This is a genomic window from Mycolicibacterium sp. XJ879, assembly GCF_053483935.1.
Genome location: NZ_JBEFTH010000007.1, coordinates 19,643 through 33,583 on the forward strand (window position 1 = coordinate 19,643; position 13,941 = coordinate 33,583).

The following is a 13,941-nucleotide window of genomic DNA, read 5'->3' on the forward strand; positions in this document are numbered from 1 at the left end:
CACCCGTGTCGCGAGGGTCGATTCGACAAAGCGCGAGCGCCGAATACAGTTAGACCTACGAAGCAGCTCGACGCTGTGACTGTGACATGTATTACCCGATGCGGTTGGTATGTGGCGTTCGGGGGCCCTTATTCGGAGGTGATTGTGTGGTGCAATTCGCGCGCGCGCTGATCGTATTGTTCGCCGCTTCGGTGATTTTCGCGCCGCAGGCTGCGGCGGACCAAGATGAATACCTGCGCCAACTGCAAAGCCGGTACCCATACCTGACGGCCGAACAGTTGATTGCTGAAGGCCACAAAATCTGCAATGTCGTTGGCCAGGGCATGCCGAGTTCGGATGCGGCCATGATGGTGCGTGAGGATCTCGGCGTGTCGATTCCCGCCGCGGGCGATATCGTCAGCGCGGCTGTCGGCGAACTGAGCTGCTGACCTCGAGAAGACGGCGTAACACCCGAACGGCTCACGCCGACAAATGGTGTGCAGCAGTCCGCTGACCGCGGCAGGCGTCAAGCATCGGCGCACTTCCGCGTCATCCAGGCACCGCCGTCCCCGTGCGGCATTTCGCGAGGTTCACAAATATGACGTTCTTATCCAGTTTCGTGCGACGCCTGCTCGTCGGTGCGATGGTCGCTTTGGTCCTGCCGGGCCTTGCCGCCGTGACGGGCACGACAGCCACCGCGTCGGCCTACTCGCGTCCCGGCCTTCCCGTCGAAACGCTGATGGTGCCGTCGGCGGCCATGGGCCGCGACATCCCGGTCAAGTTCCAGGGCGGCGGACCCCATGCGGTCTATCTGCTCGACGGGTTGCGTGCCCGCGACGACAACAGCGGCTGGGATATCGAGACAGCCGCGTTCGAGAGCTATTTCGAGTCCGGGCTGTCGGTTGTCATGCCGGTCGGCGGCATGTCGAGCTTCTACACCAACTGGCAGAGTCCTGCGGTCGGCAACGGCGGCACCCACACCTACCAGTGGGAGACGTTCCTGACCTCCGAGCTGCCCGCGTATCTGGCAGCCAACAAGGGGATCTCCCCCACCGGTAACGCGGTGGTGGGTCTGTCGATGTCGGGCAGTGCGGCGTTGATCCTGGCGGCCTACCACCCGGGCCAGTTCCGCTATGCGGCTTCGCTGTCGGGGTTCCTGAACCTCTCCGAGGGCATCTGGCCGCTGCTGGTCGGTGTCGCGATGCGCGACGCGGGCGGATTCAGCGCCACGGCGATGTGGGGTCCCCCCGGCAGTTCGGCTTGGCAGCGCAATGACCCCACCGTCAACGTCGGACGGCTGGTGAGCAACGGCACCCGCATCTGGGTGTACGCCGGCAACGGTATTCCGTCCGAGCTCGGGGGCGGCGGCGACATCGCCGGCCAGCTCCTCGAGACCATCACGTTGGACAGCAACAAGAACTTCCAGCGCCAGTACCAGGCCGCCGGCGGTTCCAACGGCACGTTCAACTTCCCGGCCAACGGCACCCACGGCTGGGGCTACTGGGGTTCGCAGCTCAACGCCATGAAGCCCGACATCCAGCGCACACTGGGCGCCTGACAGGTCACCCGGCCTGCGATTTGTGGAGCGGCAGCCGCTCTCACCGCGGCTAAGGCTCCTCAAATCGCCGGGTCGGAGACAATCGGTGGGTGACGCTCCCAGACCTGACCGTTCCCGCACTTCTGCACCGCAGCGCGCGCGACTTCGGCCAGCACTCCTACCTGATCACCCCGACCGACCGGCTCACCTACCAGCAGGCCGAACAGCGTTCAGCGCATATCGCGCGGTGGCTGCTTCACGAGGGGGTCGGTAAGGGCACCCGCGTGGGGCTGTTCTTCCCCAACGGCGTGGACTGGGTCATCTGGTGGCTCGCGGTGTCACGCATCGGTGCGCTGGCGGTGCCGTTGAGCACCCTGTACACCCCCGCCGAGATCGCCAAGGTCGCCAGGCTGGCCGACATCGCGCTGCTGGTCGCACCTGATCGGGTGTTGAGCATCGACGTCGCCGACCGATTCGAAACGGCGTGGCCGCAACTGTCCGGTCAGCGCGCCGAGCGGCTTGCGCTGACCGCGGCGCCGTATCTGCGCCGCATCGTGTTCACCGCTGGGCCACACCGGGATTGGGCGATGCGGTACGACGACGGCGCCGCCGGTGTCTCACCCGAGGTGCTGGCCGCCGCCGAATCCGAGGTCTGCCCCGCCGACCTCGCGGTCATGGTGCACACCTCCGGTTCCACCGCGGAGCCCAAAGGCGTGCTGCACACCCACGGCACGCTGGTCCGTCAGACGTCGACCTGGGCCGGCGCGGTACGGATGGTCACCAAATCCGAAGGGCCGCCGCGGATCTTGTCGGCGATGCCGTTCTTCTGGATCGGTGGCCTGCTCGCCGTCACCGGGGCGCTGCACGAACCTGTCACGGTGATCACGATGCCGCGACTCGACGCCGGCACGGCGCTGGACCTCGTCGAGGGCGAGCAGGCCACCGGCGTGATCGGCTGGCCGGCGTTCACCCAGAAGCTGCGTGAGCACCCGACGTTCGCCAGCCGCGACCTGTCCAGTGCTCCGATGTTGCGGGACGGACCGCTGGACGTCGCGATGGTCGACGTGCCCGACGGATATCCGGTGCACCGCACCATGACCGAGACCGCAGGCGGGTTCGTCTTCACCGATATGCGCATCGTCGACGACGCCGGCGCGCCGGTCCCCGACGGCACCGTCGGCGAACTGCTGGTGCGCGGCATCGGCGTCATGGCGGGCTACAACAAGCGCGAGCGATGCGAGACGTTCGACGACGACGGCTGGTATCACACCGGCGACCGCGTCTACCGCCGAACCGGCGATCCGCGCCTGTTCTATGTCGGACGCACCACCGAACTCATCAAGGCCGCAGGCGCGAACGTCTCGCCGCTCGAAGTGGAAGCCGTCATCGACGAATCCGCCGAAGTCGCGCAGTGTCTGGTGCTCGGTGTCGACGACCCGGTGCGCGGTGAGCAGGTGTGCGCCGTCGTCGTACCCGCCGACGCCGACGCCGGCGTCGACCTGACGTCCCTCGCCGAACACACCCGCGCTCAACTGTCCGCGTACAAGGTGCCCACCCGCTGGGTCGTAATCACCAGCGGCGACCAGATCCCGACCCTGCCCAGCGGCAAGTTCGACCGAAAGACGTTGCGCACGCGGATCATCGAGGGTGCGCTATGAAGGTGCTGAGAACGCCCGACGAACGTTTCGCCGCGCTACCCGGCTACCCGTTCGAGCCGAACTACGTTGAGGTGCATGCGCGGGCAATCCCGCCGGTACGAATGCACTATGTCGACGAAGGACCGGCCGATGCCCCCGTCGTCGTGCTGCTGCATGGTCAACCCACGTGGTCGTATCTGTATCGGCACGTTATCGGCGTACTGCTCGAGGCGGGCCTGCGCGTGATCGCACCTGACAACATCGGCTACGGACGGTCGGACAAGCTGACCGACCCGACGGACTACACCTTCAAACGCCACATCGAGTGGGTGCACAATGCGATCACGCGGCTGAATTTGACCGATATCACGCTGGTCGTACAGGACTGGGGCGGACCCATCGGCCTCAGCGTGCTCGCGCGCGAGCCTGACCGGTTCGCCCGCGTCGTCGCGACCAACACGATCCTGCACACCTGCGACCCCGGACTCGCGGACAAGCTCGAGTGGCCGCACCACGGCGTCGGCGACGGTCGGGTCGTTCATCAAGAGACTCTCCTCGATTACGTGGCGTTCTACCAGAGGTCACCGGAACTCGTTCCGAGCTTTTTTCTCGACGCGGTGGCCGGGCCGCTGACCCCGGATGTCCTGGCTGCCTACGACGCGCCATTCCCGGACCGCAGGTTCACCGCCGGCCTGCGGCAGATGACGGCGTTGATTCCGTTGACTCGCAACGATTCCGGTGCCGCAATCGGACGCGAGACGATGGCCGTGCTCGGTGCGTGGCGACGGCCGTTTCTCACGGCGTACTCCGACGGTGATCCGGCAACGCGCGGTTGGGACAAGGTCTTCGGCGACCACGTTCCGGGCGCGAAGGGCCAGCCCCACACGACGGTCGCGGGTGCGGGCCACTTCATTCAGGAGCAGCGGGGTGACGAACTCGGCCGCATCATCGCCGAACTCGTCGCCCGTACCGGGTGATCAGAGGCCGAACTGATCCTCGATGACACCCAGCCACACCTGCGCTGAGTCGATGGCGACCTTCTCGCTGATGAAGGCGTGTTGGGTGCCGGTGTACATGTCGCGAAACGCCCGCTCCAGGCGGGTGCCCTCGCGGATCGCGCTGGTACCCGCGACCAGATGGGCCCATTCGGCACATTGGCGGGCCACGTCGGTGGCGTAGACCGCGGCCACCCGCATATCCGCACGCAGCGTCGGGGTCAGTTCCGCACCCGAGGCGACGGCGGTTTCGGCGTCACCGAACGCCTGCAGCACCAGCAGCCGCGCGGCGCGCCACGCCGCGACGTGGTGCGCGAGACCCTTCTGAAACGTCGGGCGGCTGGCCAGCGACGCCATATCGCTCATCCGGAACTTGGTGGCGGCGAGCTCCTCGACATCGTCGAGCATGCTCTTGGCGACCCCCAGCGCCCACGACGCGTGTCCGGCCGCGGTCATGCCCATCAACCCCATCCGGGTGGCCGGTGACGCACCGCGGCGCGGCTCACGGGTGAACAGCGGAAACGTCCGGCTCGCCGGTACGAACACATCGTCGGCGCTGTAGTCGTAGCTGCCGGTGCCCTTGAGTCCCTGGACGTGCCAGCCGTCGTTGAAGCCGATCTGTTCCCTGGGTATCACGGCCACCTGCATATCGGGCACCCCCTCGCTGATCCAGCGCACTTCCCCGTCGTCCATCGGAAGAAAGCCCGCCGCCACGTATTCGGAGTGCCCCGTGCCCGAACCGAAACTCCACGATCCGCTGATCCGGTAACCACCGTCGACGGCGTGGCCCTGACCGTTGGGAAAGAACTGCCCGCCCAATGCGACCCGGTTGTCGTTGGCGGTGAACACCTCCGCGAACCCCTCGTCGGGCAGGTAACAGGCCGCGGCGAACGACGACGGCAGGTTGGCGATGCCGATCCACCCGAAAGAACCGTCCTGCCAGGCCATTTCGATCCACGTCTCGATCATCTCGGCGAACGACGGTTCGACTCCTCCAGCGGCGACGGGATTGAACGCGGACATCAACCCGGTGTCCCACATCGCCTCGACGACCGCGGGCGTGAGGGTCCGCGTGCGCTCAGACTCGGCCGCCTCGGCCGCGACGAGCTCGCGCATCCCGCGGGCCAGCCCGGTAAGCCGGTCAGTCGCGTCCACTATTGACGTCATCACGTACTCCCATCAAGGTCAGGTCCCCTGACATTAGGGTGCAGCCATGAGCCTCGTCACGTTTGAGTGCAAAGACCACATCGCCACCATCACCCTGAACCGCCCCGAGGCTCGCAACGCGATCAACGGCGCCCTGCGCAACGACCTGAACGCGGCCTGGAACCGGTTCCGCGACGACGAGGACGCCTGGGTGGGGATTCTGACCGCCAACGGCGACGTGTTCTGCGCGGGCGGCGACCTGAAGGACGGTGAAGGCGCGGTCGGCACCTTCGCGGGCACGTTCTGGGAGAAACCGACGATCAACTCCTTCGAAAGCGGTATGGAGCTGTTCAAACCGACCATCGCCGCCGTGCACGGACCGTGTATCGGTTACGGGCTGACCGGCGTGCTGTTCTGCGACTTCGTGATCGCCAGCACCGAGGCCACGTTCTGTTACCCGGAGGTGTCCATCGGGGTGCCCACCATCGTCGGTGCCATCCGCCTGCCCCAGCGGGTGCGCTGGGCCGACGCGATGGAACTGCTGCTGACCGGCAAGCCGATCAGCGCCGAGCGCGCCAAGGAGATCGGGCTGGTGTGGCGCCTGGTGGAACCCGAGGATCTGCAGGCCCAGGCGCTGGCCTGGGCGCAGACCCTCACCGAGGCGGCGCCGCTGGCCCAACGGGCAACCAAGGAGGTGGCCTGGCGCACCGAGAACATGGGCTGGATCGAGTCGGTCCGCTTCGGCGAGACCATGCGCAAGGTGGCAGGCGCGACCGAGGACGTCACCGAGGGCATCACGGCCTGGCGCGAGAAGCGCACACCCCGCTGGCAGGGCCGCTGATTTCGGCGGTGCACGTGTCAAAACGGCACATTCGGGTACGCGGTCTGGGCCATGACAACTGCCCAACCCCCTGACCCAGACCCCGCCCAGACGCCAGATCTAGAACCCGGCGGCGGTGTCCGGCCCGGCGCGACCCCACCGGATTCGGCACAGACCTCCGGGCTGTCGGAGCCCGAAGAACGCCCACGGCACCGGATGACGCCCACCGCGGTCGCTGGGCTGATCGCCGTGACCATCCTCGTGCTGCTGTTTGTCGCGACCGGAGTGCTGCTCGTCCTGGACATGTTCAACTAGAAGCCGTGCGCATCGAGATCGTGGTGTTCGACGGGTTCGATCCCCTCGACGTGGTCGCGCCATGGGAGGTGTTCGCGCGGGCCGCCGCGCTCGACAGCGGCATTGAGGTGGCCCTGGTGCGTATCGACGGCGCAGGCGCGGTCACCACGGCGTACGGCTTGCAGATGCGGATCGCAGAGACGCTGGGCACACCGGATGCCCTACTGGTGCCCGGCGGCAGCTGGATCGACGCGGCGGATACCGGTGTGCGACGCGAGATTCGGCGCGGCACGCTGCCCAGAGCCGTCGCCGAGCTGGCCCCTTCGGTGCGCTGGGTGGCGTCGGTGTGCACCGGCGCGCTGCTACTTGGTGCGGCAGGCCTGCTGCACGGCCGCAACGCGACCACCAATCATGCTGCGTTAGAGGAGCTTTCACAATACGGCGCGACCATCAGGCAGCACCGGGTGGTCGACGACGGCTCCGTGGTGACCGCGGGCGGTGTGACATCCGGTGTCGATCTGGCGCTGTGGCTGCTGGAGCGCGAGCGTGGCGCCGAGATCGCCGGGGCCGTGCGTCGGGCGATCGCCTACCCCGTGGCGCCAGACGTGTGGCGGGTGCCCGACACCGTCACGCGATGATGCGGACCAGGTACGGCGCCATGTTGTCGGTGCGCACCGGGGAAACCGTGACGCCCGAGTCGGCGGTTTCCAGCATCTGCCCGTTGCCCAGGAACATCGCCACGCTCTGCGTGCCTTCGGGGCCGTAGAAGATCAGGTCGCCGGGAAGGGCTTGGGACGGCGCCACTTTCTGGCCGACCTGGTACTGCGCACCCGAGGAGCGGGGCAGCTTGACCCCGGCCCCGGCGTACGCGTAGACCATCAGCCCGGATGCGTCGAAACCGACGGTGCTCACCGCCGGGTCCAACCCGACGATGTGACCCTCACGGTCGAGTCCGGCGACGTTCTCGGCGGTGCCACTGCCCCGGGTCGGGCCGGATGCGTCGCCGCCACCGTACGAGAACGGCACACCGCGCTGGGAAAGCCCACGGGCGATCACCAGGTCGACGGCCTGCTGGTTGGCTGCGGTCCGAGTGGTCGGCGTGGTCGGCTGAGCGGTTGCGATCCCCGGTGCCGCCCCCAACAGGGCCAGCCCGATCGCCAAGGCCAGGATGCGTCTCATCAGATGTCCACTTTCTCGAACAGGGCACGCGCGGTTGCGCCCATCGTCTGGTGCACAACAGCCGCAAGATCACTTTTACTTGCACGAGTGTCACTTCGTCCAATCACCGCATGGCACAAGATCAATGAGATGCCAGAACGTGACCGAACGGTGACTCCAACGGCTGTGACGGCCGCAGCGGGCAGGCTATAAGGCACGATCGGAACAGTTCGGGAGGTCGGATGACAGGATCGCGCATCGCGGTCGTCGGCGGCGGCATAGTCGGCGTCGCCGTAGCCCGCGAAATCCTGCGGCGCCAAGCGGAATCGGCGGTGACGCTGTTCGAAAAAGAGAACCGGTTGGCCGCACACCAGACCGGGCGCAACTCGGGCGTCATCCACGCCGGCCTGTACTACCAGCCCGGCTCCCACAAGGCGCGGCTGTGCCGGCGCGGTGTCGAACTCCTCGAGGAGTTCTGCGCCGGGCGCGGAATCCGCCGGATCGACTGCGGCAAGGTGCTCGTCGCACTCGACGACACCGAACGGGCCCGCCTGGACGACATCGCGGCGCGCGCACACGCCAACGGGGTGCCGGGCGTGCGCATCATCGGTCCCGGGGAGTTGCGCGAACTCGAACCGCACGTGCGCGGGGTCGCCGCATTGCATTCGCCGTCGACGTCGATCGTCGACTTCGCCGAGGTGACCAGGGCGCTGGCCGCCGACGCCGCCGCAGGCGGAGCCGAGATTCTGCTCGGCCATGAAGTCGTCGGGATGCAGACGGTACGCGACGAGGTGGTGATCACCGCCCGCTGCGGCGAATCAGTTCGCGATGGCGCCTTCGACCGGGTGGTGGTGTGCGCCGGCCTGCACAGCGACCGGTTGGCCGCGCTGGTGGGCGACGGTGCCAACCCGGTGATCGTGCCGTTCCGCGGGGACTACTACGCGCTGAAGCCGCATCGACGCAACCTGGTGAACGGGCTCGTCTATCCGGTGCCTGATCCGCGGTATCCGTTCCTCGGCGTGCACCTGACCCCGCGCGTCGACGGGGAAGTGCTGATCGGTCCGAATGCTGTTCTGGCCCTTGCCCGCGAGGGCTACCGGTGGCGGACGGTATCGGCGCGCGACCTCGTCGACATCGCCGGCACCCCGGCCTTCTGGCGGTTCGCCAGAAAGCACTGGCGTACCGGGGTCCGGGAGTTGTCCGGGTCGGTGAGCCGGCGCAGGTTCTTGGCCGCCGCCCGCGCCTATGTGCCCGAACTCGCCGACGACGACGTGGTCGCCGGCGTGGCCGGCGTGCGGGCGCAGGCCCTCGACAGCGACGGCAGCCTGGTTGACGACTTCCGGCTCAGCTTCCGCGACCGCGTCGTCGTCGTGCGCAACGCGCCGTCGCCTGCGGCGACATCGTCGCTGGCGATCGCCGAGCACATCGTCACCACGGTCGGACGCCCTGATTAGGCATCGCCGCGGACGCACTGCCCGTAGGCTTGATTTCATGGCCATCATCGAAGCGGATGCAGCGCCTCAGACACCGTCCGAGCGTGCCGTCGCCGCCACTCAGAGTTACTTCGACAGCCCACGATTCGAGGGGATCACCCGGCTCTACACCGCACGGCAGGTCGTCGAGCAACGCGGCACGATCCCGTCGGACTACATCATCGCGCGGGAGGCCGCGACCGCCTTCTACGCCCGGCTGCGTGAGCTGTTCGCCCAGAAGAAGAGCATCACCACCTTCGGCCCGTACTCCCCCGGCCAGGCGGTCGCGATGAAGCGCACCGGTATCGAGGGGATCTATCTGGGAGGCTGGGCGACGTCGGCGAAGGGATCCACCACCGAGGACCCCGGACCCGACCTGGCCAGCTACCCGCTGAGCCAGGTGCCCGAGGAGGCCGCCGGGTTGGTGCGGGCGCTGCTGACCGCCGACCGCAACCAGCACTACCTGCGGCTGAAGATGACCAGCGAACAACTTGCGGCGACGCCTCCGGTCGACTTCCGTCCGTTCATCATCGCCGACGCCGACACCGGCCACGGCGGAGATCCGCACGTGCGCAACCTGATCCGCCGGTTCGTCGAGGCCGGAGTGCCCGGCTACCATATCGAAGACCAACGCCCGGGCACGAAGAAGTGCGGACACCAGGGCGGCAAGGTGCTGGTGCCGTCGGACGAACAGATCAAGCGGCTCAACACCGCGCGATTCCAGCTCGACGTGATGGGTGTGCCGGGCATTATCGTGGCCCGCACGGACGCCGAGGCCGCGAACCTGATCGACAGCCGCGCCGACGAGCGGGACCAGCCCTTCCTGCTCGGGGTCACCAACCTGAGGATCCCGTCGTACAAGGCGTGCTACCTGGCGATGATGCGCCGCTTCTATGAGCTGGGCGTCACCGAACTCAACGGGCACCTGCTCTACGCGCTGCCCGAAGGCGAGTACGAGACCGCCGGCGCCTGGCTGCAGCATCACGGCATCGCCGACGCGGTCAGCGAGGCGGCCTCGACCTACCAGAACGATCCGCAGCAATCACTCGATGCCCTGTTCGACGAGGTGGAGTCGAAGTTCGTCGACGCCTGGCAGCTGGATGCCGGGCTGATGACCTACGGCGAAGCCGTCGCCGAGCTGCTCGAATTCCGGGAGAGCGAAGGCGAACAGCTCGATATGAGCGTCGACGACTGGCGTGAGTTCGCGACCCGGGCGCCGATGTACAGCGCGCGCGAGAAAGCACGTGAGGTCGGCGCGGCCGTGGGCTGGGACTGCGAGCTGGCCAAGACGCCGGAGGGCTACTACCAGGTCCGCGGCGGTATCCCGTATGCGATCGCCAAATCGCTGGCGGCGGCGCCGTTCGCCGACATCCTCTGGATGGAGACCAAGACGGCCGATCTCGCCGACGCACGCGAGTTCGCCGAGGCGATCCACGCCGAATTCCCCGACAAGATGCTGGCCTACAACCTGTCCCCCTCGTTCAACTGGGACACCACCGGCATGACCGATGACGAGATGCGCGCCTTCCCCGAGGAACTGGCCAAGATGGGCTTCGTCTTCAACTTCATCACCTACGGCGGCCACCAGGTCGACGGGGTGGCCTCCGAGGAGTTCGCGACCGCCCTCAAACAGGACGGGATGTTGGCGCTGGCGCGGCTGCAGCGCAAAATGCGGCTGGTCGAATCGCCTTACCGCACACCGCAAACGCTGGTCGGTGGGCCGCGAAGCGACGCCGCGTTGGCCGCGTCGTCAGGCCGCACGGCGACCACGAAGGCCATGGGCAAGGGCTCCACACAGCACCAGCACCTGGTGCAGACCGAGGTGCCCAAGAAGCTGCTCGAGGAATGGCTGGCGCTGTGGAGCAAGCACTACCAACTCGACGAGGCGCTGCGCGTGCAGTTGCGGCCGACCCGGCCCGGCTCCGACGTGCTGGAGCTGGGCATCTTCGGCGAGCGGGAAAGCGGCGAGAGCGAGAAGCTCGCCAACGCGATCGTCGACCCGATCAAGGACCGGCACGGACGCAGCATCCTGACCGTGCGCGACCAGAACACCTTCGCCGAGAAGCTGCGGCAGAAGCGCCTGATGGACATCATCCATCTGTGGCTGATCCACCGCTTCAAGGCCGAGGTGGTCTACTACGTCACGCCCACCGAGGACAACATCTACCAAACCGAGAAGATGAAGTCCCACGGGATCTTCCGCGACGTCTACCAGGAGGTCGGCGAGATCATCGTCGCCGACGTGAACCAGCAGCGCATCGACGAGCTGCTGGCCTCGGACCGCGAGGCGCTGCAGCGGCTGATCCGCAAGGAGGATCAGCCCGCGAGCTGACGCCGCTACGTCGACCCGTCCGAAGACGAGCCGTCCGAGGATGACGCCCCCGACGATGTGTCGGCGGAGTCGGTGTCGCCGGACGCGGTGTCATCCGGTGTCGTATCGGCGCCGGTCGTCGCGTCCTCGACGCCCGTGCTCTCCGTGGTCGGCTCGCTGGTCACCGAATCCTGGGTCGTCGTCGGGGCATTCGTCGTAGTCGGGCTGGAAGTGGTTACCCCGACGGCGGTTTCGCTGGGCTCGGCGGGCTCGGTGGTCAGCGACGGCTCCGGCGCGGTGGTGGTGGTGCTGCTGGGCGGCGGGCTCGTCACCGACGGCAGCGGTTCCTCGACGGAGACCGGCGTCGGCGTGGGCGCAGCGGTTGTCGGTGTGAGCGACGGAAACGTCCCGGGTTGGTCCTCTTCGACGATCCACATGATCTCGGTGGTGTATTCGTCGAGGCGGCCGTCGATTTCGTTCAACGGCACCTTCCCGGCCGCGATGTCGTCACCGTAGGCGTCGATCTCCACCCACAGCGCCTCGAGTTCGGCCCTGGCCTCCGGTGACAGCTCTTCGTCGAGCGTGACGAACAGTTGTCGGGCCAGCGACACCGTCATGCAGTTGACACACTCGTAGTTCAGCGCGCCCGACAAGTTCTGCGGCACAGCCACGTTGTCGTTGGTGTCATCCTGGTCGACGACGAACACCACTTGATACGAGACCGCGACGGCCGCACACGTATTACAGGATGCATACGCGTGCGCCTCGTTGACGTTCATCGCGTATTCCTCGTCGGTGGTCCACACCAGCGCGAAAGCCGTGTCGTAGACCACTGTTCCGTCTGTCGTGTTCACCGCGAGCGCCTGATTGTTGCCGTCACCGGGTTCCGGAGCGATCGGCTTGTCGAACGGAAAGACCCAGCCGACGTCGTCCGGCGCGGCAGCGGCGGCCCCGGTGGTGAAGAATCCGCCGCCGTTCGCCACGGACGTCACGTGGCGGGGTATGACGATGACCGCAAGCTGTGGGGAGTTGAACGTTGGCGGCGCCGTGCGGGTGTCCCACTGCGCCTGCATGACACCGCGCTGCCCCGCGGCAAGTGGCTGGGTGACGGCGACCGGGCCCGGGGCGCCGGTGACCGCCCGCCGCGGCTCACCCATCGCCTCGACCCGCAGCGCATAGACGATGTCGCTGATCGTGCCGCGATCCGACGCCTGGATCGGCCGGTAGTTCTCCCCGTGTGGGAACCACGCGTAGGCGATGCCGATCAGGGCGGCCGCGCCGAGCAGGCCAACGACGGCGCGCTGCACCGGCTTGCCCGCGGAGGACTGCCACGCGGTGGCGCCGATGCGGCGGGCCACCCGCAGCAGCAGGTAGATGATGCCGGCCATCGGGATCACGATCGCCATCATCGCCAGCACCCGCGCGATGACCTGCACCAGATCGCCGTCTGCCCACGCGCTGCTCAGCACGTCGTGCTGCTTGCCAAGGGCCGCCCACGCCGAACCGAGCAGCCGCGGTAGCGCGACGACTGCCAGCACCAGCATCGCGATCAGCAACGGCACCACGGTGACCACCCAGACCGTCACGACGATCCGCGCCCGCCACTTGAGCTGGTTTGCCTGCGGTTCGCGCCACCGCCACGGCAACATGCCGAGCAGGGTCGGCTTGATCCGGCCGTACAGGTCGGGCACGCCGGTCAGATCGGCCAGCACGTGGTAGCCGTCGAACCTGACCATCGGGGTGAGCTGCCGGATCATCTGGATGATCTGGGTGGCCACGACGAGCAGCAGCGCGTCGTAGCGCAGGCCAAGCCACAAGGCCGTGATGGCGACCGCGACGATGGCGTTGAAGTACAAGCCGCCCAGGTCGGTGCGTAGCCGTCCCCTGCGGCTGAGCCGGTAGGAGTCCGTGACGTCGGTGTAGAACGCGGGCCACACCAGGTACAGGCCGAAGCCCATCACACCAGGGGTCGCGCCGCCGTACCGGGCGGCCGCGGCGTGGCCGAACTCGTGGAAGCCGGCCGAGAGCACGGTCACGACGAACACCAGGATCAGCAGTCCAGGTCGTTCGAACGCATCGTAGGCCGCCGCGGCGAGCCCCTTGTGGAAGCACACCCACCAGCACACGACCGCGAACGCCGCGAGCACGGCGACGACGATGGCTGGCCGGAACAGGAACCGGAACGGATCGGTGAGGCGTTGGGTCTGGGCCGGGTCGGTGATCGTGCGGCGTAACTTCAGGCCCAGCAACGGATCTCGCTTCTGCACCTGTGGTTCGCTGCCGTCGGCGAGGGCGGTCAGGCCCATCGGTGCCAACCGCTGCTCGACGAGGTGGCTGACGTTGTCCGCGTTGACGCTGCGGCCCGTCGCCGCCGTCACCGCATCGGCGACATCCGCGGGCGTGCGGTGACCGTCGAGTTCGCGCAGCGTCGCGTACAACAACGGGGTCAACGCGAGGGTCTGGCCGTCGGCGCGACGGACCAGGCCGGGCGCAACCCGGTGGCCCGATCCCTCGAGTTCACCGATCAGCTCGACACCGTCCGCACGTCGCGGCACGACGCGGTCGACCGTCGCGGTCACCTGGGCACTCCCC

12 protein-coding genes are annotated in these 13,941 nt (G+C 67.5%); 9 read left to right on the forward strand and 3 right to left on the reverse strand.

Annotated elements, in window-relative coordinates; genetic code table 11:
• Positions 1 to 146 precede the first annotated feature (146 nt).
• The 4 genes from ABQF13_RS16545 to ABQF13_RS16560 all read left to right on the forward strand — a co-directional run bounded on the left by ABQF13_RS16545 (position 147) and on the right by ABQF13_RS16560 (position 4,130).
• Positions 147 to 428 carry a DUF732 domain-containing protein gene (locus ABQF13_RS16545; protein WP_448393859.1) on the forward strand — a complete coding sequence of 94 codons (282 nt, stop codon included), beginning with the start codon at positions 147 to 149 and terminating at the stop codon, positions 426 to 428.
• A gap of 149 nt (positions 429 to 577) precedes the next feature.
• Complete coding sequence (locus ABQF13_RS16550) at positions 578 to 1,537, forward strand: esterase family protein (protein WP_448393860.1); 960 nt, start codon at positions 578 to 580, stop codon at positions 1,535 to 1,537.
• A gap of 89 nt (positions 1,538 to 1,626) precedes the next feature.
• Positions 1,627 to 3,174 carry a class I adenylate-forming enzyme family protein gene (locus ABQF13_RS16555; RefSeq protein WP_448393861.1) on the forward strand — a complete coding sequence of 516 codons (1,548 nt, stop codon included), beginning with the start codon at positions 1,627 to 1,629 and terminating at the stop codon, positions 3,172 to 3,174.
• Positions 3,171 to 4,130, forward strand: a complete 960-nt coding sequence (locus ABQF13_RS16560; RefSeq protein WP_448393862.1) for a haloalkane dehalogenase — start codon at positions 3,171 to 3,173, stop codon at positions 4,128 to 4,130. The genes ABQF13_RS16555 and ABQF13_RS16560 overlap by 4 nt, the downstream gene beginning before the upstream one ends.
• On the opposite strand, the gene ABQF13_RS16565 is transcribed toward ABQF13_RS16560, so the two are convergent.
• Positions 4,131 to 5,315, reverse strand: coding sequence for an acyl-CoA dehydrogenase family protein (locus ABQF13_RS16565; protein WP_448393863.1), 1,185 nt, complete (start codon positions 5,313 to 5,315; stop codon positions 4,131 to 4,133). It abuts the gene before it with no gap.
• Between the two features lie 46 nt (positions 5,316 to 5,361).
• On the opposite strand from ABQF13_RS16565, the gene ABQF13_RS16570 reads away from it, so the two are divergent.
• Genes ABQF13_RS16570 through ABQF13_RS16580 form a run of 3 tightly spaced genes read left to right on the forward strand, consistent with a single transcriptional unit; the run spans position 5,362 to position 7,046 of the window.
• Positions 5,362 to 6,135, forward strand: coding sequence for an enoyl-CoA hydratase/isomerase family protein (locus ABQF13_RS16570; protein ID WP_448393864.1), 774 nt, complete (start codon positions 5,362 to 5,364; stop codon positions 6,133 to 6,135).
• Positions 6,136 to 6,186: 51 nt separating this feature from the next.
• Positions 6,187 to 6,429 carry a DUF6480 family protein gene (locus tag ABQF13_RS16575; RefSeq protein WP_448393865.1) on the forward strand — a complete coding sequence of 81 codons (243 nt, stop codon included), beginning with the start codon at positions 6,187 to 6,189 and terminating at the stop codon, positions 6,427 to 6,429.
• A 5-nt stretch (positions 6,430 to 6,434) separates the two neighbouring features.
• Positions 6,435 to 7,046: a DJ-1/PfpI family protein gene (locus tag ABQF13_RS16580; RefSeq protein ID WP_448393866.1), complete on the forward strand. Its 612-nt coding sequence runs from the start codon at positions 6,435 to 6,437 to the stop codon at positions 7,044 to 7,046.
• On the opposite strand, the gene ripD is transcribed toward ABQF13_RS16580, so the two are convergent.
• Positions 7,036 to 7,587, reverse strand: a complete 552-nt coding sequence (gene ripD / locus ABQF13_RS16585) for an NlpC/P60 family peptidoglycan-binding protein RipD (RefSeq protein ID WP_448393867.1) — start codon at positions 7,585 to 7,587, stop codon at positions 7,036 to 7,038. The two genes, ABQF13_RS16580 and ripD, sit on opposite strands and share 11 nt — an antisense overlap.
• Positions 7,588 to 7,808: 221 nt before the next feature.
• On the opposite strand from ripD, the gene lhgO reads away from it, so the two are divergent.
• Complete coding sequence (lhgO, locus tag ABQF13_RS16590) at positions 7,809 to 9,020, forward strand: L-2-hydroxyglutarate dehydrogenase (RefSeq protein ID WP_448393868.1); 1,212 nt, start codon at positions 7,809 to 7,811, stop codon at positions 9,018 to 9,020.
• Between the two features lie 37 nt (positions 9,021 to 9,057).
• Positions 9,058 to 11,370: an isocitrate lyase ICL2 gene (aceA, locus tag ABQF13_RS16595; RefSeq protein ID WP_448393869.1), complete on the forward strand. Its 2,313-nt coding sequence runs from the start codon at positions 9,058 to 9,060 to the stop codon at positions 11,368 to 11,370.
• Between the two features lie 5 nt (positions 11,371 to 11,375).
• Here aceA and ABQF13_RS16600 read toward each other — a convergent pair whose 3' ends face one another.
• Positions 11,376 to 13,928: a hypothetical protein gene (locus ABQF13_RS16600; protein ID WP_448393870.1), complete on the reverse strand. Its 2,553-nt coding sequence runs from the start codon at positions 13,926 to 13,928 to the stop codon at positions 11,376 to 11,378.
• Positions 13,929 to 13,941: the final 13 nt, after the last annotated feature.

Excerpts from the sequence above, each read along its gene's own strand:
- ABQF13_RS16560 (WP_448393862.1), top strand. The coding sequence starts at position 3,171 with ATGAAGGTGCTGAGAACGCCCGACGAACGTTTCGCCGCGCTACCCGGC.
- lhgO (WP_448393868.1), top strand. The coding sequence starts at position 7,809 with ATGACAGGATCGCGCATCGCGGTCGTCGGCGGCGGCATAGTCGGCGTC.
- ABQF13_RS16575 (WP_448393865.1), top strand. The coding sequence starts at position 6,187 with ATGACAACTGCCCAACCCCCTGACCCAGACCCCGCCCAGACGCCAGAT.
- ABQF13_RS16570 (WP_448393864.1), top strand. The coding sequence starts at position 5,362 with ATGAGCCTCGTCACGTTTGAGTGCAAAGACCACATCGCCACCATCACC.
- ripD (WP_448393867.1), bottom strand. The coding sequence starts at position 7,587 with ATGAGACGCATCCTGGCCTTGGCGATCGGGCTGGCCCTGTTGGGGGCG.
- aceA (WP_448393869.1), top strand. The coding sequence starts at position 9,058 with ATGGCCATCATCGAAGCGGATGCAGCGCCTCAGACACCGTCCGAGCGT.
- ABQF13_RS16565 (WP_448393863.1), bottom strand. The coding sequence starts at position 5,315 with ATGACGTCAATAGTGGACGCGACTGACCGGCTTACCGGGCTGGCCCGC.
- ABQF13_RS16550 (WP_448393860.1), top strand. The coding sequence starts at position 578 with ATGACGTTCTTATCCAGTTTCGTGCGACGCCTGCTCGTCGGTGCGATG.